Source organism: Leisingera sp. McT4-56, assembly GCF_020514995.1.
In the GTDB taxonomy this organism is placed as follows: domain Bacteria; phylum Pseudomonadota; class Alphaproteobacteria; order Rhodobacterales; family Rhodobacteraceae; genus Leisingera; species Leisingera aquaemixtae_A.
Genome location: NZ_JAJALF010000012.1, coordinates 23,630 through 41,747, shown reverse-complemented (window position 1 = coordinate 41,747; position 18,118 = coordinate 23,630). Strand labels below are relative to the sequence as shown.

Here is an 18,118-nt window from a genome sequence, read left to right as displayed (position 1 = left end):
ATTTACCCCTTTACGGATCCGGCGGTCAGGCCGCGGATGAAGTATTTGCCGGCAACGGCATAGACCACCAGCGTCGGCAGCGCGGCGATGATCGCGGCGGCCATGTCGACGTTGTATTCCTTCACGCCGGTGGTCGAGTTGACGATATTGTTCAAAGCCACGGTCACCGGCTGGGTGCCCGCCTGGCTGAAGGAGACGCCGAACAGGAAGTCGTTCCAGATCTGGGTGAATTGCCAGATGACGGTGACGACGATGATCGGCAGGCTGAGCGGCAGGAAGATCGACCAGAAGATCCGGAAGAACCCCGCGCCGTCCACCTTGGCCGCCTTCACCAGATCCTGCGGGATGGTGACATAGAAGTTGCGGAAGAACAGCGTGGTGAAGCCGATGCCATAGATCACATGGACAAAGATCAGCCCCGGAATGCTGCCCGCCAGCCCCATCAGTCCCAGCATCCGTGCCATCGGCAGCAGAACCACCTGGAACGGGATGAAGCAGCCGAACAGCATCAGCGAGAAGATCAGGTTGGCGCCGCGGAACCGCCACTGCGCAATCACATAGCCATTGGCCGCGCCCAGCATGGTGGAGATTGCCACCGCCGGCACCGCGATCACCACGGAGTTCCAGAAAAACGGCCGCAGGCCCTCGCATTGGATGCCGGTGCAGGCCTCCGACCAGGCGGTGCGCCAGGCGTCGAATGTCACCTCGCGCGGGAAGGCGATCAGGCTGCCGGTGTGGATTTCCTCCAGGCTTTTCAGCGAGGTGGTGATCATCACGAACAGCGGCATCAGGTAGAACAGGGCAAACAGGCCCAACAGGGTGAACAGCGTCCAGCGCAGGGCAAAGTGGCTCCAGTTGCGGCTGCTGGCTTCGGTGGCGGGGGCAAGCGTCACATCAGTCATGTTTGGCCCTCAGTTCAGAGTAGAGATACGGAACGATGATCGCGAAAACCACGGCCATCATCACCATGGCAGAGCTTGCTGCCTGGCCGATGTCGCCGCGCGAAAACGCCATCGTGTACATGTAGGTGGCGGGCAGATCGGTGGCATAGCCGGGACCGCCGCCGGTCAGTGCAATCACCAGGTCGAAGCTTTTGATCGCCAGATGCGCCAGCACGATGAAGGCAGACAGGAAGATCGGCGCCATCGAGGGGATGATGATCGCGGTATAGATCCGCCACGTCGGGATGCCGTCGACCTGCGCGGCCTTGATGATTTCGCCATCGACCCCGCGCAAGCCCGCAAGAAACAGCGCCATCACAAAGCCGGACGCCTGCCAGACACCGGCAATGACAACTGCATAGATCGCCTTGTCCGGGTTGATCACCCAGTCGAAGGTGAAGCTTTCGAACCCCCAGCCGCGCACCATGGCCTCCAGCCCCAGGCCGGGGTTCATGATCCACTTCCAGGCGGTGCCGGTCACGATCAGCGACAGCGCCATCGGGTAGAGGTAAATGGTGCGCAGGACGCCCTCGGTGCGGATCTTCTGGTCCAGCAGGATTGCCAGCATCAGGCCGAGGAACATCGAAATCAGGATGAACAGGGTGCCGAATACAAACAGGTTCGACATCGCGGTGTCCCAGCGCGGCGCGTTGAACAGGCGTTCGTACTGGATCAGCCCATCGATTTCGTATTTCGGCAGCAGGCGGGAGCGGGTCAGCGATACCCAGGCGGTCCAGGCAATGAAGCCGTAGACAAACACCAGCACCGCGGCGAAGGACGGTGCCAGCACCATCTTCGGAATATGACGTTCAAGCCATTCAGTCATGGTAACGGCCCTTGAATAGGTGGCCCCGCATCCCGGAGGACGCGAGGCCCGGAGGAGGATCAGAGAGAGTTGGCGACAGCGTCGGCCAGCATCTGCACGGCCTCAGCCGAGGACATGTCGGAGTTGAAATGCGCGGTCACCACGTCGGTGATGGCGCCGGCCTGCGCGCCGCGCAGAGCCATGCCATGGGCATAGCTGGGCAGCAGTGAGCCATTGTCCGCGCTGTCGCCCATGTCCTTGGCCGACAGATGCGCGCAGGTGTCAAACGCATCCAGTTTCACGTCCACCCGTGCCGGGATCGAGCCCTTGTTGAGGTTGAACACTTCCTGGAATTTCGGTCCGACGATCAGCTTGGCCAGCAGGTCCTGCCCGGCCTGCTTGTCTTCGCCGTCGACCTCGAACATGGCGAAGCTGTCGACGTTATAAAGGAACCCGTCGCCCGGCACCGAGGCACAGAGAAAATCCTTGCCCGGCTCCTTGCCTGCGGCCAGGAACTCGCCCTTGGCCCAGTCGCCCATGATCTGGAACGCCGCCTCGCCGTTCATCACCATCGAGGTGGCCAGGTTCCAGTCGCGGCCCGGGAAGTTGGCATCCACATAGCCGCGCATCTTGCGCATCTGGTCAAAAACGGCGGCCATCTTGTCCGACTTCAGGGTGTCCATGTCCAGTTCGACAAAAGCCTTGCGGAAGTCTTCCGGCCCAAGGATGCCGAGCGCCACGGCCTCAAACACGGTGGCGTCCTGCCAGGCCTGTCCGCCGTGCGCCAGCGGGGTGATGCCCGCGGCCATCAGCTTGTCGGCGGCGGCGTTGAACTCCTCCCAGGTCTGGGGCATCCCGATGCCGTTGGCCTCCAAGAGCGCGGCATTGGCCCAGATCCAGTCGACCCGGTGCACGTTCACTGGGGCCGCGCACCATTTGCCCTCGCATTTCATATGCTCCGCGATCGAGCCGGGCAGCACGTCCGCCCAGCCCTCTGCCTCCGCGACGGAGGAGATATCGGCCAGCACGCCTTCCTCGTACCATTCCTGGATGGCGGGGCCTTTCAGCTGCACCGCGGTCGGCGCGTTGCCGGAGAGCACCCGGGCGCGCAACGCGGTCATCGCCGCATCGCCGCCGCCGCCGGCCACCGGCATGTCGGTCCAGATGCCGCCGTTGTCGGCAAATTCCTGTTGCAGGACTGCAGCCGACTTGGCCTCGCCGCCGGATGTCCACCAGTGCAGAACTTCGGCCTGCGGTCCGGCCGCTGCCGGTGCCGCACAGGCCAGTGCCACGGCCGATACGGCCGCAAAAGCGGTATATTTCATCGCTCATTCCTCCCTTATGTTCCGGCTGCTCCCCGCAGCCTTCCCCGATCAGCTTGCAAAACCGCGGCACCGCTTTTCAATTGTCCAGCGCCGCCCTGCGCACGCCGGAATGCAGTTTTTCCGCCAAGCTGTTACCTGTTGTTACGCAGCAATTGATTTTGTTGCATGATGTTACAAACAAGCAGCCGGAACAGCCATATCGGCGGTTTCCGGGGAGGAGAGCAACAGATGGCGATTCCGCGGCTTCTGGTGGTGGATGACGATGCCGAGACGCGCATGATGCTGACGCAGTACCTGCGCCAGAACGGCTTTATCGCCCTGCCCTGCGGCAGCGAGGCGGAGATCCGCGACCAGATCGGCGCGGGCCGGATCGACCTGATCCTGCTCGACGTGATGCTGGGCGACGAAAACGGGGTGGAGATCTGCACCCGCCTGCGCGCCGAACAGGATGTGCCGATCATTCTGGTCTCCGCGCTGTCCGCCGACCACCAGCGGATGGCGGGCTATGAATCCGGCGCCGATGACTACATCGCAAAGCCGTTCAACCCCGACCTGTTGCTGGCCCGCGTCCGTGCGGTGCTGCAGCGGGCGCGGCGGTCGTCCTCGCTGATCTACCGGCGCAGCGTTGCCATCTTCCGCTTTGCCGGCTGGACCTATGATGCCAAGCGGGATGAGGTGATTTCACCCGCCGGGGTGCAGGTGGCGCTGTCGCGGCGCGAGACCGGCTTGCTCAAGGTGTTTCTGGCCAACCCGCATATTCCGCTGACGCGCGAGGAGATCGCCGCGGCCCTGGATGTGACAGGCGAGGGCGGCAGCGACGAAGGTTCCGGACGCGCCATTGACGTGCTGGTCGGGCGGCTGCGCTCCAAGATCGAACAAAGCCCCAAGGAGCCGAAGCTGCTGCGCACCGAGCGCGGCACCGGCTATGTCCTGGCGGTGGATGTCGAGACCGGCGGGGACTGAGGCGGGTGGCGCTGCGGCTCAGAACCCGGGGGCTGATCCTGCTGCCGCTGGCCTTTGCCGCCGGGCTGGGCGGCGCTTGGGGCTGGTTCCACTCCACCGCCAGCTGGCAGGCGCATCTGACCCGCGCCGCCATCGCGGGGATCACCCTGGACGGTACACTGCGCCGCGCCGCGCCGCCGCCTGCGGGAGTGTCGGTAACGGCTCTGGGGCCGGATCAGGCCGCGTTTCTGGCGGCAGGCGATTACCTGCGGCTGGAGGGAATCGCCAAACCCGCCTTCTTCACCAATGTCTCGATCCTGGACAGCGGCCCCGATCCCCTGTCGGGGGAGGTTCTGGCGCTGGTCATCGCCTCCCCTGCCCTGCGCTACCCGGTGGCAGAGCTGCCGCCAGCGGGTGCAGCCTCCGCGGCAGAGAAACTGGGGGCTGTCACCCGGCTGCTGGCCACCTATTGCAGCGAGCCGGTGGTATTTGCCCGCGCGGGCTACGGCCCGTGGCAGCGGGTGGACGGCACCGCCGTCTGGGGTTGTTCCGCGGCGCCGCGCGACCTGCGCCTGCCCGCTGTGCTGCTGTCGCTGCTGGCCTTGGCGGTGCTGGCGACACTGGTCATGGACACCTCGGCCCATTTCGACCGTTTCGCCCGGGCCTTGCGCCACCGCCGCCGCCTGGGCGGGCCGGACGCCTATGCAATGCAGGGGCCGGGCGAGCTTCAGGAGATCGTCTCGGCAGTGAACAGCTATCTGGAGACCGAGCGCGAGCAGCTTGCCAGCCGCGCTGCGGTGCTGTCCGGCGTCAGCCACGATCTGGGCACCCCCGCCACCCGGCTGCGGCTGCGGGCAGCGCTGATTCAGGACGCGGAGCTGCGGCAGAAGTTCGAGACCGACCTCGACGCCATGACCGGCATGATCGAAAGCGTGCTGACCTACACCCGCGCCGAGATGAGCGCAGAAACGCCGCGCCGCCTGTCGCTCAGCTCGCTGGTGGAGGCGCTGGCCGCTGATTACCAGGACACCGGAAAGCCGGTGGAACTGCTGCCGCCGGAGCCGCAGGTGGCGGCGGGCGGGCGCTCGGTTTTCACCTCCGCCCCCGGCCGCAGCGCGATGCCCGAGGATCAGCCGATGCTGGTGGTGGCCCGCCCGGTGTCGCTGCAGCGGGCAGTCACCAACCTGATCGACAACGCGCTGAAATACGGCCGCCGCGCTGCCATCACCCTCAGCGCCACCGCCGATCACGCCATCATCACGGTCGAGGACGAAGGCTCCGGCATGACGGCGGCGGAGATCACCGAAGTGATTGCCCCGTTCCGCCGCGGCGACAATACAAAGGCCATCGACGGCTTCGGCCTGGGGCTGACAATTGTCGCCACGGTGGCGGAGCAGCACGGCGGGCGGCTCTACTTCGAGGACGGCCGACGCGGCCTGCGCGCCGTCCTCGAAATTTGCCGTAACTGAACGGGCTGAGGCTCAGCCTAGCAGCGCCTTGACCGCGCGTAGGGTGGCCTCCACCACCTGATCGGCTTCCGCCCGGCTAAGGCAGAAGGGCGGCGCAAAGCCCAGGATATCGCCCTGCGGCATGGCCCGCGCGATCACCTTGTCCTGCTCCAGGAGCTTGGCGGCGATCTGCGGGCCGATTTTCTCCGCGGCATCAAAGAAGGTGCGGCTGTCCTTGTCTTTCACAAATTCGACCGCACAGAGCATCCCCTCGCCGCGCACCTCGCCCACGTTGGAATGGCCCGACAGCGCCTCAGCCATGGTCGCGTTCAGATAGGCACCGGTCTCACCTGCATTGCTGACAAGGTTCAGTTCATCAATCAGCTTGAGGTTCGCCACCCCTGCTGCCGCCCCGATCGGGTGCGCCGAATAGGTCCAGCCGTGGCCGATCGGGCCGTTTTCGTCAGTGCCCTGCTCCAGCACCTTCCAGACCTTCTCCGAGACGATTGACCCGGAAAGCGGCGCATAGGCCGAGGTGAGGCCCTTGGCGATGGTGATGATATCGGCCTCGATCCCGTAGTGATCGGAGCCGAACATGGAGCCGAGCCGCCCGAAGCCGGTGACGACCTCATCCGCGACCAGCAGGATATCGTGTTTCTTCAGCACCGCCTGAATGGCCTGCCAGTAGCCCGCAGGCGGCGGCACGATGCCGCCGGTGCCCAAGACCGGCTCGCCGATGAAGGCGGCGATGGTGTCCGCGCCCTCGCGTTCGATCAGCGCTTCCAGCGCCGCCGCGCAATGGGCGGTAAACTGCTCTTCGGTCTGATCCAGGTCGTCACGGCGGTAGTAATAGGGCGCCTCGGTATGAATGACCTGTTCCACCGGCAGATCGAATTTCTTGTGGAACAGCTCGAGGCCTGTCAGCGAGCCGGTGACGAGGCCCGAGCCGTGATAGCCGCGCCAGCGGGAGATGATCTTCTTCTTTTCGGGCCGCCCCAGAATGTTGTTGTAGTACCAGATCAGCTTGACGTTGGTTTCATTGGCGTCGGAGCCGCCAAGACCGAAATAGACCTTGGACATGTTCGCGGGCGCCCGGTCTAGGATCATTTTCGCTAGCGTGATCGAGGCTTCGGTGCCATGGCCCACGTATGAATGGTAATAGGCCAGCTCCCGCGCCTGATCGGCGATGGCTTCGGCGATTTCCTGGCGGCCATAGCCCGCATTCACGCAGTAAAGCCCGGCAAAGGCATCCAGCAGCCGGTTGCCGTCCCGGTCCTCGATAAACACGCCGGAGGCAGTTTTAATGACTCGGTTGGGGCTTTCACCGCGGGCGTGCTGGGCCAGATGGGTTGAAGGGTGGAAAAAGTTCTCGCGATCCCACTGGTCAAGCTGGTCGTTCTTCAGCATTGGTCATCCTCACAAATAAGGCGGCGCGCCGCCGGTTGAATTTCGGGAGGAGGGTTGCGCGGATCCGGCGCAGGTGTTGCGCGGGATGTGCGGGTATCTCCACCCGACCCACAGCAGCAGCGCGCAATGCCTTTATTGCCAGGGTAAGACAGGCCTATACGGCCTGCCCGGTTATTTCCAGAGTTTGTTTATGCCGCCGAGACCCCAATCACCGCGACGCAGTCGCCGGATTTGATCAGCCCGGGGAAGTGGCGGCTGATCAGCAGCCCATCCCGGCGGGCGCGGTACTCCATTGGCGGTTGCCCGGTGCGGTCCAGCGGCCAGATCCGCGCCAGAAGATCCCCCCTGGCCACCGGCTGTCCCAGGTCAGCCATGATCTCGAACAGCCCGTCGCCCTCGCTGAACAGGTAGCAGTCATCATCCGGCATTGTCAGGCTGACAGTCTCCTCCAGCTGCATCTCGCCCTGCAAAATGCCCGCATGGATCAGCACGTTGCGCAGCCCCTTTTTGGCAATCGCATTGCTGCGCGCGGTGGAGGAGCCGCCGCCGCCCAGCTCGGTGGTGACCAGAACCTTGCCCATCTCCTCGACCGCGGTGTCATACATGCCGGCACTGTCGATCTCCAAGAGCTCCACCGAATACGGCGCGTTGAACGCTTTCATCGCGGCAAAGCAGGCCTCCTGCGTTGCCTTGTCCTCCAGGATATGGGCGGCGGCAAAGGGCACGAAGTCCAGCGTCTTGCCGCCGGAGTGGAAATCCACCGCCAGATCCGCCATCGGCAGCAACGTGCGCTGGAAGTAATCCGCGATCTTCTCGGTCACGGTGCCGTCGGGGCGGCCCGGAAAGGCGCGGTTCATGTTGCCCCTGTCGATGGGCGAGGTGCGGGTGCCTGCGCGGAAGGCCGGGTAGTTGAAGCCCGGCACGATGATCAGCCTGCCCGTGATGTCCTCAGACTTCGTGGTAGCGGCCAGCTCTTGCAGCGCAATCGGACCTTCAAATTCATCGCCGTGGTTGGCCCCTGTCAGAAGCGCCGTCGGCCCCTCTCCGTTCCTGATCACCGTCAGCGGAATCATTACCGAGCCCCAGGCAGAGTCATCCCGGCTGTAGGGCAGTTTCAGGAAGCCGTGATGCACCCCGTCCCGGTTCAGCGGGATGGTGGGAGAGATCGGGTTTTGCTTCATGGCTCAATCCTTCACGAACATCTTGCGCGGCACATCCGAAAGGCAGTCCGGCCCGTCTGCCCCGATGCGGATGCTTTCGGTGATCTCAAAACCCCAATCCTCCATCCACAGGCCGGTCATGAAGTGAAAGGTCATATTTTCCTGCAAGACGGTGGTGTCGCCCGGGCGCAGCGACATGGTGCGCTCGCCCCAGTCCGGCGGGTAGCTGACGCCGATCGGATAGCCGGTGCGGTTGTCCTTCTCGATGCCGTATGTCTTCAGCACCTTGAAAAACGCCTTGGCGATGTCCTCGCAGGTGTTGCCGGCCTTGGCCATTTCGAGGCCCGCCTCCATGCCCTCCAGCACCGCCTTCTCCGCGTCCATGAAGGTCTGCGTCGGCTTGCCCAGGAACACGGTGCGCGACAGCGGGCAGTGGTAGCGGTGGACAACGCCCGCAATCTCGAAGAACGTTCCCTCGCCGGATTTCATCGGCAGGTCGTCCCAGGTCAGATGCGGCGCGGCGGCGTCAGAGCCGGAGGGCAGCAGCGGCACAATCGCCGGGTAATCGCCGCCAAAACCCAGCTCCGCATCATAGCGCAGGCCTGCGTCATAGATGTCCGCCACCAGATCGCACTTGCGTATCCCCGGTTCGATCTTCTCAACAATGCGCCGATGCATCCGTCCGACGATCTGCCCCGCTTGCCGCATATACGCCAGCTCCGCCTCGGACTTTACCGCCCGCTGCCAGTTGACCAGTGCATTGGCATCGGCAAAGCGCGCATTGGGCAGGTGCTTCTGCAAGGAGGCAAAAGCGGCGGCGGTGAGGTAGTAGTTGTCCATCTCGACGCCGATCACGCCGCCGTCCAATCCGCGGTCTTTCAGCTGCGCAGACAGGTAGTCCATCGGATGCCGCTCGGTCGACTGCACGTAGTGGTCCGGGTAGCCGATGATATTCGCGGGATCCATCCAGCAGGTGCGCAGGGCGCCGTTGGCATCCTGGCCGCGGCCGTACCAGACCGGCGCGCCGTCCATGCTGACGATAACGCATTGATGCACGTAGAAGGACCAGCCGTCATAGCCGGTCAGCCAGTTCATGTTTGAGGGGTCTGTGACGATCAGAAGATCGATGCCGCGGCGGGCCATCTCTGCCCGGGTCTTGCCGAGGCGCGCCTGATACTCCGCGCGGGTGAAATACAGCTTGGGGTCTGCCATATGCGTGGGTCCTGATTGATCAGCTGGTAAAGGTGGCGCCTGCCCCCGCCGCATCAGCGCGGGAGCTTGCAAGGGTTGCGATGGCGGTGTCCTGCACGCCGGTGCCGGTGAGGTCGGCAATGATCAGGTCGCTGGCGGACTGGCGGCCTTCGGCCTTGCCAGCAGCAATGTCTCCGAGTTCGGCAAAGCGGCGGTCCCCGGCGATCAGCCCCGCCGCCACGGCGCTGCGCAGCTCGCCCTTGACGGCGCATTGCGCTTGGCTGTCGGGCACATAAAGGTCCGCCTTCGCCAGGCAGGCGGGGTCCAGCTCGCATTTGTGCGCCTGGTCCGATCCCATTGCGATCACCAGCTGCCCCGGCTGCAGCCAGTCGGCCCGGACCACGGGCTCCGCCGCGGGGGTTGTGGTGACGACGATATCCGCCGATGCAACCGCCTGGGCGATATCCGTGCTGGCGGTGACATTCATTCCCAGGTCTTCGCGCAGGCCGGCGGCTGCGGCTTCTGCCTTGGCCGAGTCCCGCGCCCAGATTTCCGCGCTCTTGATGCCGCGCACCAGGGTCATCGCCTTTAGCTGCATCCGCGCCTGCACGCCCGCGCCGATAATGCAGACACGCGCTGCATCCTCCCGCGCCAAATGGCGCGCCGCGACCGCTCCCGCCGCGGCGGTGCGCACATCGGTAAGGTAGCCATTGTCCAGAAGCAGCGCCTCCAGCAGGCCGGTCTTGCTGGAAAACACCACCATCAGTCCGGTGGTGCTGGGCAGGCCGAGCCTGGGGTTGTCGAAGAACCCGGGGCTCATCTTCATGGCAAAGCTTTCGATGCCCGGCACATAGGCGGATTTCACGCAGACCTCGCCGTTATGGTCCGGGACCAGCAGCGTCATGATCGGCGGCATCTCCACCCCGCCCCCGGCGAGCGTGGTGAAGCCCTGTTCGATGCAGTCGACCGCGCCGGTATCAAGCGGCACCAGTGCGCGCAGGTCCGCCTCGGTCAAGATCTTGATATCAGGCATCCGCGCCGCCCCCGCTTTCTGCCGCCATGTCCGCATCCTCGCCATCGATGATGCGCTTGTGCAGGCCCATGCCGATGTTCTGGCCGCTGACCAGCACCGCGCAGCGCCCCGGCTCTTTGATCTTGCCCGCCAGCAGCGCCGCGATGCCGACACTGCCGGAGCCCTCGATGACCTGGCGCTCCTCGAAATAGGCGTGGCGGATGGCGGCGGCGATTTCCGCTTCGGAGACCAGAACCGCATCATCCACCAGCGCCTGCGTCATCTTGAAAGTATAGGCATTGTCGTGCCCGATGCCGCCGCCCAGCGAATCCGCAAGCGTCGGCAGCTCCTCGACCTGCACCGGCCTGCCCGCCTGCAGGCTGGCGTGCATCGCCGCGCCGCGTTCCATGCTAACGCCGATGACGCGGATATCCGGGTTTGCCGCCTTCAGTACCATACCGACGCCTGAAATCAGCCCGCCGCCCGACAGCGGCACCAGCACCGTCTGCAGATCCGGCATCTGCTCCAGGATCTCCAGCGCCACGGTGCCTTGCCCGGCGATGACATCCGGGTGGTCAAACGGCGGCAGCATGGTCATGCCTTCGGCGGCCAGCCGCTCCGCCTCTGCTTGCGCGTCATCCTGGGAGCGGCCAATGATGCGCACCTCGGCGCCGTGGGACCGGATGCCTGCGACCTTGTTCTGCGGCACCAGCTCCGACATGCAGATGACGCAGCGCACGCCGGACTGTGCCGCCGCATAGGCCAGCCCGCGCCCGTGGTTTCCGGTGGAAACGCCCACCACGCCCGCCGCGCGCTGTTCCGGCGTCAGCGACAACACCGCGTTTGCCGCGCCGCGCAGCTTGAAGCTGCCGGTGATCTGGCGGTTCTCCAGCTTCAGCGCCACCTGCCCGCCGCAGAGCCGGCTCAGCGTGGGCGAATCCATCATCGCGGTCTGACGGATGCGCCCCGCAATCCGCGCCCGGGCCCGATAACTGTGCTGAAGCGTGATCGTCTCTGTCATCGGGCTCGTTCTGCAAGGCAGGTGTCAGGAAAGGCCCGCCGCAGCTTGCACCGGAACCCCTGGTTCCGGCCCGGCCGGGCGCCATGATCCAGCCTTGGAAAGACTTGTCCTGCGAGTCAATTTTTTTATTGTCGCGTGACAATCAGAAAGCCAGTGCCGCCGCCGCCTCCGGCGGCTGGCGCAGCATTCCCGCCAGCAGCTCCAGCCCCTGCCGGAACCGGACCGGATCCTGCACGCTGCCCAGCGAGATCCGCACCGCGTTCTGCGGCAGCACCCGCGGCGCCAGGAACGGGGTATCCGGCGCCACCGCGACATTCAGTTGCCGCGCGTAGGCCGCGAAGCCCTCGCTGGTCCAGCCGCCCGGCAGTGCAAGCCACAAGTGCAGCGCCGCCGGGTGGCCCTGCCAGTTCCAGCCCTGCAGCACCTCCGCGGCGATGGCGTGGCGCTCCGCCAGCACGCGGCGCTGCCAGCGGGCCAGCTCCAGCGCGGTGCCGTCCCGCACCCAGCGGCTGGCCAGCTCGCACATCAGCGGCGTAGCCATCCAGCTGAACACCACGATCCGCCCGGTGAGCGCCGGCAGCAGATGCTCCGGTGCTGCCAGATAGCCCGCCCGCAGCCCCGGCAAGGTGCATTTGGTGAAGGTGGTCAGATACACAGTACGCTCCGGCGCCAGCGCTGCAACCGGCACCGGGCGGTCCTCTGCCACCGGGCCGAAGGCGTCGTTTTCGATGATCAGAAGATCATGGCGGCGGGCAACTTCCACCAGCGCCCGGCGCCGCGCCTCAGGCATCATCCCGGCAGTGGCATTGGCCAGGGAAGGAAGCAAAAACAACGCTTTGGGATTGTTGTCGCGGCAAAATTCCTGCAGCGCGTCCGGCAGCATCCCATCGCCATCCATTTCCAGCCCGGCCAGGGTCAGCCCCAGGCTGGCGCAGGCCGAGACCAGCAGGTGATGGGTGATCTTGTCCGCCACCACGGTGTCGCCGGGCCGGGCCAGCGCCGTCAGTGCCGCCGACAGCCCGTGGCTGACCCCGTTGGTCATCAGGATCCGCCCGGCCGGCACCTCCAGCCCGCAGATCCTCAGCCACTCCGCCCCGGCCTGCCGGTGCGCCTCATGGCCCGCGTTGGGCCGGGTGGACAGATAGCAGGAAGGATCCAGCCCTTCCGGCAGCTGCTGCAGCGCCTGCTGGAACCGATCCGCGTGCAGCTGCGCGAACAGCGGCCGCGAGATTGACAGGTCAAAGCCGCCGCCGGTCTCTGATTGCAGCCGGTAGGGCAGGCTGCCGGCCGCCTCCGGCCCGGTCACAAAGCTGCCGCGCCCGACCTGGCCGTCGATCAGCCGCTGCCGCCTCAGGCTGTCATAGGCCTTGCTGACGGTATGCACGCTCAAGCCCAGCTGCTCGGCCATCCGGCGGTGGGTCGGCAGCTGCGCCCCCTTGGCCCAGCGGCCGTCGGAAATCGCCTTGGCAAGCGCCTGCGCCAGGCTGGCATGCAGCGGAGAGGTGAGGGATTCGGGATCGGGATACCACATTGTCATGCGACAATCATAACGGCAGCGGGGGGAGTTTCCCACCCCCTTGCGCCGCCCCTGCTACTGCAGGCCCGGCCGTCTCGCACCCGGCGCACGCCGGATGGCCGCCGCCTGGTCCGGCCAGATAGACGCGCAGTTTAACTAACTTCAAAGCAACTAGCCGGCCGCGCGTTAACCCAATGTTTGCTGCCCTTTCGGGACAATTGCGGCGGAAATCGGGCGGATCTGCCCCAATTGCCCGAATGGGGCCGTGAACATTCCCCATTCCGCCGGCAGCGTTAAGGTCCAGCCGCCCTGTTCCGGCTGCGTCCCTGCTGCCACGAGGAAATGCCAACGTGCCTCACGACACACCATCTGCCGATCCGGCACCGGTCTGCGAACTGCCCTGCGGCGTCAAGCTGCTCCAGGGCCAGTACCAGATCGAGCGGCCGTTGATCAGCGGCGGCTTCGGCATCACCTACCTGGCCCGAGACAGCCTGGAACGGCGGGTGGTGATCAAGGAATGTTTTCCTGCCGGTCTTTGCCGCCGCGATGGCCACGAGGTGGCGCCGGCCGCGCCGGAGCACGCCAAATCCTGCCGCAACGTGCTGCGTGCCTTCCTGCGCGAGGCGCATCTGCTGGCCCGCGCCGAACATCCCGGCATCGTCGGTGTGCATCAGGTCTTCAAGGAAAACCAGACCGCCTATATCGCGATGGAATTCATCGACGGGCTGGACCTGCTGACGATCCGCGAGGAGCAGCCGGAGCGGCTGACCGCGCCGCTGCTGCGTCAGATCCTCGACCAGGCGCTGGAGGCGCTCGGCTGCCTGCATGGGCTGGGCATCCTGCACCGCGACATCTCGCCCGACAACCTGCTCCTGGGCAAGGACGGCACCCTGACCCTGATCGATTTCGGCGCCGCGGCCGGCAGCACCCCGCGGGATGACACCGCGCTCCCGGTGCTGCTCGCGGTCAAAGACGGCTATTCCGCGCATGAGCTGTACAAGCCCGACCTGCCGCAGCGCCCGGCCTGCGATATCTACGCGCTTGGCGCCACCTTCTATTACCTGATCACCGGCGAGGTTCCGCCCGGCAGCCAACAGCGGCTGACCGCGGTGACGGCCGGCAACCCGGACCCCTGCCCGCCACTTCTGGGCGGCCCCTGGGCGGCGGATCCGGCGCTGCTGGCGACCGTAGACCAGGCCATGTCGGTGCTGCCGGCCGAGCGTTTCCAGTCCGCCTGCGCCTGGGCCGGGATGCTGGCGGAATGCGATGCCGCGGACCCGGCGCCCGCCGACGCGGACCAGCCGCAGGCGGCCGCCGCGCTAGCGGACAGCGGCGCGCTGGACCTGGCCATCGCCGATCTGGTCGCCGCCACCAACTCGAGCCTCACCCCCGGCCAGCCGCGCGCCGCCCGCCCGGACCCAGCGCCGGAACCCGCTGCGGACAGGCCCTGCCAGATGGTCAATCTGTTCGGCGAGCCGGTCAGCGATCTGGAGGCTTGGCTGGCAGAGGAGGACGCCCTGGCGCGGCGCAGCAAGAACGCCCCTGCCGCCGGGCAGCCGCCCGCGGCCGCCGCCCCGGGGGAGGCGCCGCCCAAACCCACATTGGCAGGCCGCCTGCGCAGGATTTTCGGGTTCCAGAACGGCAGCCCGGCAACGGTTAAGAACTGAAGGAAACGGTTATGAAGTTCATCAAGGATATCATCGGCGAAAAGCGGGAACGGGTCCGGATGGACACGCCTGCCGCGGAACCGGTGCAGCCGCCGCAGGACCCCTTTGCCTCGCTCACCGGCGGGGCCGAGGCAGCGGCAGGCAGCAGCGGCGCGCCGCTCAGCCTGGACCGCGGCTTCCTGCTGGACCCGGAGCCGGAAGAGGGCACCGCGGAGGAGTTTTTCCTGCCGGAGGATTTCCTGGAGGACAGCCCCGCGGACTCGGACGAAGAGGGCACCGAGGCCGCTGCCGATCTGCAGGACATGGCAGAGGACATCACCGACAGCCTGGACACCGGAGCACCCGAGGAGGACGCTATCGCCGCCTTCTTTGCCCGCGAGCAGGCACAGGCCCCGGCGCCCGCCGCGGCCCCGCAGGCCGCCGCTGCGCCCGGGCAGGAACCGGCGCAGCCCGACACATTGGACGGCTTCGGCGCAGCCGCCGAGGAGCCGGAGCAGGAGGCCTATGCGCCGGAGGACGCTTACGCGGCTGACGAAGACGAGAATGGCGGTTATCTGCCTGAGGATGAAGAAGATTTCCAGGACACCTTCGAAGCGGAGGCCGATTTCGGCCGCCTGCAGCAGCCGGAGGTGGCGGCAGAGCGCCCGGGGAACTACCGGATTTTCCGCCGCAATGCCGTCCGCGGCGCCGGCGAGCCCGAAACCGCTCCCGATGGACCTGCCGAAGCTCCGGAGGCGGCCGCCCCGCAGCCGGACTCGCAGTCTGAACCCCAGCCTGAATACCAGGCGCAGCAGGAATGGCATCCTCAGCCGGACCCGCAGCCGCAGCCGGAAGCCGTGTCCGCGGCGGAGGACGGCCTGAGCGGGTCCACCCGGCCCGCGGCGCAGCCCGCTCCGCAAACGGCCTGGCAACCGGACCCGCAGGCTGCTGCTGAGGCCCCCCAGCCCGCTGCCCCGCAGGCACCGCCCGCCGCGGCTGCGCCGATCGACGTGCCCGCGCCCTCGATGGGCCGCGGCGCCAGCCGCGCAGGCCGCGTCAAGACCCGCCTGCTGGGCTTCAGCCCGGCGCAGGCGCCCGGCAGCGACCCGTTCTCGCGCAGTGCCGAGGGTGCCGCGCCCGGCTACACTCAGTTCCCGGTCGGCTGGCTGGCAGTGGTGCAGGGCCCGGGCCGCGGTGCCGCCTTCACCCTGTTCAGCGGCGTTTCCGTGATCGGCCGCGGCGAAGACCAGACCGTGCGGCTGGACTTCGGGGACAACAGCATCTCGCGCGACAATCACGCCGCCATCGCCTATGACCCGGAGCAGAAGTCCTTTTACATCGGCCACGGCGGCAAGGCGAACCTGGTACGCCGCAACGGCCGCCCGGTGCTCAGCACCGAGGAGCTGGCGGCGGGCGACGTGATCCGCATCGGCGAAACCACACTGCGCTTCGTGCCGCTTTGCGGCGCTGATTTCGGCTGGGACCAGCCGCAGCAACGCGATGGCTCCCATGCTGCATTCAGCTGAGCTCGAATACGACGCCGCGACGGCCATCAGCCAGGGCCGCCGCGACCGTCAGGAGGATGCCGTGGCGGCCGATTTCCTGGCCGGCGCCGGCACCGGCTTTGCGGTGCTGGCCGACGGCATGGGCGGCCATGCGGCGGGCGATGTCGCCGCCAAGATCGTGGTCACCGAGGTGTTCAGCGAGCTGAAGCTGCGCGCGGGCGAGCCGGAGCAACTGGAGCCCGCCATCGGCGAGGTGCTGCATAGCGCCGCCGACGGCGCCAACGCCTGTCTCGGCGAATACGCCAGCCACCAGCCACAGCTGCGGGCCCAGGGCATGGGCGCCACCCTTCTGGCGCCGGTGCTGTTCCGCGACCGGCTCTACTGGATCTCGGTGGGGGACTCGCCGCTCTACCTGTTCCGCGACGGCGCGCTGATCCGTCTCAACGCCGACCACTCGATGGCAGCGGAGCTGGAGAAGCTTGTGGCGCGCGGCCGCATGGACCCGGCCGAGGCCGCCGCCCATCCGGACCGCCACTGCGTGACCTCGGTGCTGACCGGCGCCGACATCCCGCACATTGACTGCCGCAGCGCCCCGGTGCGGCTGCAGCACGGCGATATCGTGCTGGCCGCCAGCGACGGGCTGCTGTTTCTGGCAGAAGAGGAGATTGCCGAAGTGCTGGCCGCCGAATGCTGCAGCCCCAGCGCCCGCATCGGCGCCGCGCTGATGCAGCGGCTGGAAGCGCTGGACGCGCCGGAGCAGGACAACGCCGCCTTCTGCGTGATCAAGCCTTTCGACCCGCAGGCAGCCCCCAATCTGCCCGCCCCGCCGCTCTCCGCCGAGGCCCCGGCGGCCGGGCCGCTGCCGGCGGAAGCGGAACCGCTGCCGGGCAGCCAGCCCGCCGCTCCGGCCCGCCCGCGCACCGGCCGCCGGGTGATCACCTTCCTGGCCACCGCAACCTGGCGCGATACGCCTGGCGGCAGCCGCAGCAAGACGGATGCATCCGCGTGAGCCTTCCCCAGAGAGACATAAGCCCGCTGGCAGGCCAGCTGGAGCGGACCCTCAGCACCGGCCTGCTGCCCTCTGAGGTCAGCGGCTGGGGCAGCCAGCTGCTGCAGCGCCTGCGCCAGCCGGTGCAGGTGGCGGTCGCTGGCGCCCCCGGCGCCGGCAAATCCGCCCTCATCGACATGCTACTGGGCCGGGTGGTCATCGGCCGCAACGGCAGCGGCCTGCTCGTCGACATCTGCCACGGCCCGCAGGAGGCCGTGGTGTTCGAAACCGCTGCCGGCGAGCGCCTGCAGCAGCCGGGCGTGCTCGCCCGCCTGGAGGTGCCGGAAGGCACCCGCCGCGCGCGCCAGATCCTGCCCGACCCGCAGCTGTGCTGGCATAGCTACCGCGAACTGCCGCTGGCCGGGCCGCAGGAGCGCCGCCACGACCTGCTGCAGCAGGCGGCGGCTTCGGCTGACATCATCCTGTGGTGCAGCCAGGACTTCCCTGCTGCCGAGCAGGCGCTCTGGGCGGCGGTGCCCGACAGCACCAAGGACCACAGCTTTCTGGTGCTCACCATGGCCGACCGCCAGGTGATGCGCGGCACCCTGCCCGGCTTGATCGAAACGCTGGAGCCGATCGCCGCGGAGGAGTTCCTGGGCGTCTACCCGGTGGCCGCGATCCAGGGGCTGACCGCCCGCTCCGCAGAGGCGCCGCAGGACGGGCTCTGGCGCTCCAGCGGCGGCAAACAGCTGAGCGGCGACATGCTGCGGCAGGTGGAGCTGGGCCGCGCCTCGGATGTGGATCAGGCGGAGCTGCTGATCCGGCAGTTCGGAGGCTCGCTTCCGGCCGAAGCCGCGCCGCCGGTACCCGCTGCCGCATCCGCATTCGCGCAGCCCGCCAGCCTGGCGGCCGCGCTTGACCAGCTGCAGCAGGGCGCCGAGCAGATGCTGGCGGAAGCCGAGGCCGCCGGCGGCCCCCAGGCCGGCCCGGTGCTGGCCCAGTGCATGGAGCTGATCCGCGGCCTGTCGCAGTCGCTTGGCGCCCTGCCCCCCGGCGCCGCGGCGGATGCCGCCCGCGAGGCGGTGCAGGACGGCGAGGAGATGCTGATGCTGTGCCAGCTGGAGCAGGACGAGGACGCAGCCATCGATGCGGTGACGCTGCTCATACAATTGAAGAAGGAGCTGTCCGGGGATCCGCCCGGATAAGACCCG

15 protein-coding genes are annotated in these 18,118 nt (G+C 67.1%); 6 read left to right on the top strand and 9 right to left on the bottom strand.

Translation table 11 applies throughout. From position 1 onward, the window contains the following. Positions 1-2 precede the first annotated feature (2 nt). From LHL23_RS14175 to LHL23_RS14165, 3 genes are read right to left on the bottom strand one after another with little or no spacing between them, the layout of a single operon-like run. Positions 3-902: a carbohydrate ABC transporter permease gene (locus tag LHL23_RS14175; protein ID WP_226430348.1), complete on the bottom strand. Its 900-nt coding sequence runs from the start codon at positions 900-902 to the stop codon at positions 3-5. After that, entirely contained in the window at positions 895-1,767 is an 873-nt protein-coding gene (locus tag LHL23_RS14170; RefSeq protein WP_226430347.1) for a carbohydrate ABC transporter permease, read from the bottom strand. The genes LHL23_RS14175 and LHL23_RS14170 overlap by 8 nt, the downstream gene beginning before the upstream one ends. 59 nt (positions 1,768-1,826) lie before the next feature. Then, positions 1,827-3,071, bottom strand: a complete 1,245-nt coding sequence (locus LHL23_RS14165) for an ABC transporter substrate-binding protein (protein WP_226430346.1) — start codon at positions 3,069-3,071, stop codon at positions 1,827-1,829. Between the two features lie 228 nt (positions 3,072-3,299). On the opposite strand from LHL23_RS14165, the gene LHL23_RS14160 reads away from it, so the two are divergent. Continuing rightward, positions 3,300-4,034 carry a response regulator transcription factor gene (locus LHL23_RS14160; RefSeq protein ID WP_222481958.1) on the top strand — a complete coding sequence of 245 codons (735 nt, stop codon included), beginning with the start codon at positions 3,300-3,302 and terminating at the stop codon, positions 4,032-4,034. Positions 4,035-4,039: 5 nt separating this feature from the next. Further along, positions 4,040-5,482: a sensor histidine kinase gene (locus LHL23_RS14155; RefSeq protein ID WP_226430345.1), complete on the top strand. Its 1,443-nt coding sequence runs from the start codon at positions 4,040-4,042 to the stop codon at positions 5,480-5,482. Between the two features lie 12 nt (positions 5,483-5,494). Here the strand turns inward: LHL23_RS14155 and LHL23_RS14150 are convergent, their stop codons facing one another. From LHL23_RS14150 to ehuR, 6 genes are all read right to left on the bottom strand, one after another. Then, positions 5,495-6,868, bottom strand: coding sequence for an aspartate aminotransferase family protein (locus LHL23_RS14150; RefSeq protein WP_226430344.1), 1,374 nt, complete (start codon positions 6,866-6,868; stop codon positions 5,495-5,497). Positions 6,869-7,056: 188 nt separating this feature from the next. Further along, entirely contained in the window at positions 7,057-8,049 is a 993-nt protein-coding gene (doeB, locus tag LHL23_RS14145) for a N(2)-acetyl-L-2,4-diaminobutanoate deacetylase DoeB (RefSeq protein WP_226430343.1), read from the bottom strand. 3 nt (positions 8,050-8,052) lie between these two features. Beyond that, a complete protein-coding gene (gene doeA / locus LHL23_RS14140) occupies positions 8,053-9,240 on the bottom strand; it encodes an ectoine hydrolase DoeA (RefSeq protein WP_226430342.1) in 1,188 nt (395 codons plus the stop codon). A 19-nt stretch (positions 9,241-9,259) separates the two neighbouring features. Beyond that, a complete protein-coding gene (eutC, locus tag LHL23_RS14135; RefSeq protein ID WP_226430341.1) occupies positions 9,260-10,252 on the bottom strand; it encodes an ectoine utilization protein EutC in 993 nt (330 codons plus the stop codon). Then, complete coding sequence (gene eutB / locus LHL23_RS14130) at positions 10,245-11,252, bottom strand: hydroxyectoine utilization dehydratase EutB (protein ID WP_226430340.1); 1,008 nt, start codon at positions 11,250-11,252, stop codon at positions 10,245-10,247. The genes eutC and eutB overlap by 8 nt, the downstream gene beginning before the upstream one ends. A 142-nt stretch (positions 11,253-11,394) precedes the next feature. After that, on the bottom strand, positions 11,395-12,789 hold the full coding sequence (gene ehuR, locus LHL23_RS14125) for a MocR-like ectoine utilization transcription factor EhuR (protein ID WP_226430339.1): 1,395 nt from the start codon (positions 12,787-12,789) through the stop codon (positions 11,395-11,397). A 329-nt stretch (positions 12,790-13,118) separates the two neighbouring features. On the opposite strand from ehuR, the gene LHL23_RS14120 reads away from it, so the two are divergent. Genes LHL23_RS14120 through LHL23_RS14105 form a run of 4 tightly spaced genes read left to right on the top strand, consistent with a single transcriptional unit; the run spans position 13,119 to position 18,112 of the window. After that, on the top strand, positions 13,119-14,435 hold the full coding sequence (locus LHL23_RS14120) for a serine/threonine protein kinase (RefSeq protein ID WP_226430338.1): 1,317 nt from the start codon (positions 13,119-13,121) through the stop codon (positions 14,433-14,435). Positions 14,436-14,446: 11 nt separating this feature from the next. Then, positions 14,447-15,940 carry an FHA domain-containing protein gene (locus LHL23_RS14115; RefSeq protein ID WP_226430337.1) on the top strand — a complete coding sequence of 498 codons (1,494 nt, stop codon included), beginning with the start codon at positions 14,447-14,449 and terminating at the stop codon, positions 15,938-15,940. Then, positions 15,924-16,928 carry a PP2C family protein-serine/threonine phosphatase gene (locus LHL23_RS14110; RefSeq protein ID WP_226430336.1) on the top strand — a complete coding sequence of 335 codons (1,005 nt, stop codon included), beginning with the start codon at positions 15,924-15,926 and terminating at the stop codon, positions 16,926-16,928. Before LHL23_RS14115 ends, LHL23_RS14110 begins: the two co-directional genes overlap by 17 nt. Then, positions 16,925-18,112, top strand: coding sequence for a zeta toxin family protein (locus tag LHL23_RS14105; RefSeq protein WP_226430335.1), 1,188 nt, complete (start codon positions 16,925-16,927; stop codon positions 18,110-18,112). The genes LHL23_RS14110 and LHL23_RS14105 overlap by 4 nt, the downstream gene beginning before the upstream one ends. Positions 18,113-18,118: the final 6 nt, after the last annotated feature.

What these genes read in the sequence shown, in the direction of transcription:
- LHL23_RS14175 (WP_226430348.1), bottom strand. Translation starts at nt 902, where the DNA reads ATGACTGATGTGACGCTTGCCCCCGCCACCGAAGCCAGCAGCCGCAAC.
- LHL23_RS14170 (WP_226430347.1), bottom strand. Translation starts at nt 1,767, where the DNA reads ATGACTGAATGGCTTGAACGTCATATTCCGAAGATGGTGCTGGCACCG.
- LHL23_RS14165 (WP_226430346.1), bottom strand. Translation starts at nt 3,071, where the DNA reads ATGAAATATACCGCTTTTGCGGCCGTATCGGCCGTGGCACTGGCCTGT.
- LHL23_RS14160 (WP_222481958.1), top strand. Translation starts at nt 3,300, where the DNA reads ATGGCGATTCCGCGGCTTCTGGTGGTGGATGACGATGCCGAGACGCGC.
- LHL23_RS14150 (WP_226430344.1), bottom strand. Translation starts at nt 6,868, where the DNA reads ATGCTGAAGAACGACCAGCTTGACCAGTGGGATCGCGAGAACTTTTTC.
- doeB (WP_226430343.1), bottom strand. Translation starts at nt 8,049, where the DNA reads ATGAAGCAAAACCCGATCTCTCCCACCATCCCGCTGAACCGGGACGGG.
- doeA (WP_226430342.1), bottom strand. Translation starts at nt 9,240, where the DNA reads ATGGCAGACCCCAAGCTGTATTTCACCCGCGCGGAGTATCAGGCGCGC.
- eutC (WP_226430341.1), bottom strand. Translation starts at nt 10,252, where the DNA reads ATGCCTGATATCAAGATCTTGACCGAGGCGGACCTGCGCGCACTGGTG.
- eutB (WP_226430340.1), bottom strand. Translation starts at nt 11,252, where the DNA reads ATGACAGAGACGATCACGCTTCAGCACAGTTATCGGGCCCGGGCGCGG.
- ehuR (WP_226430339.1), bottom strand. Translation starts at nt 12,789, where the DNA reads ATGACAATGTGGTATCCCGATCCCGAATCCCTCACCTCTCCGCTGCAT.
- LHL23_RS14115 (WP_226430337.1), top strand. Translation starts at nt 14,447, where the DNA reads ATGAAGTTCATCAAGGATATCATCGGCGAAAAGCGGGAACGGGTCCGG.
- LHL23_RS14110 (WP_226430336.1), top strand. Translation starts at nt 15,924, where the DNA reads ATGCTGCATTCAGCTGAGCTCGAATACGACGCCGCGACGGCCATCAGC.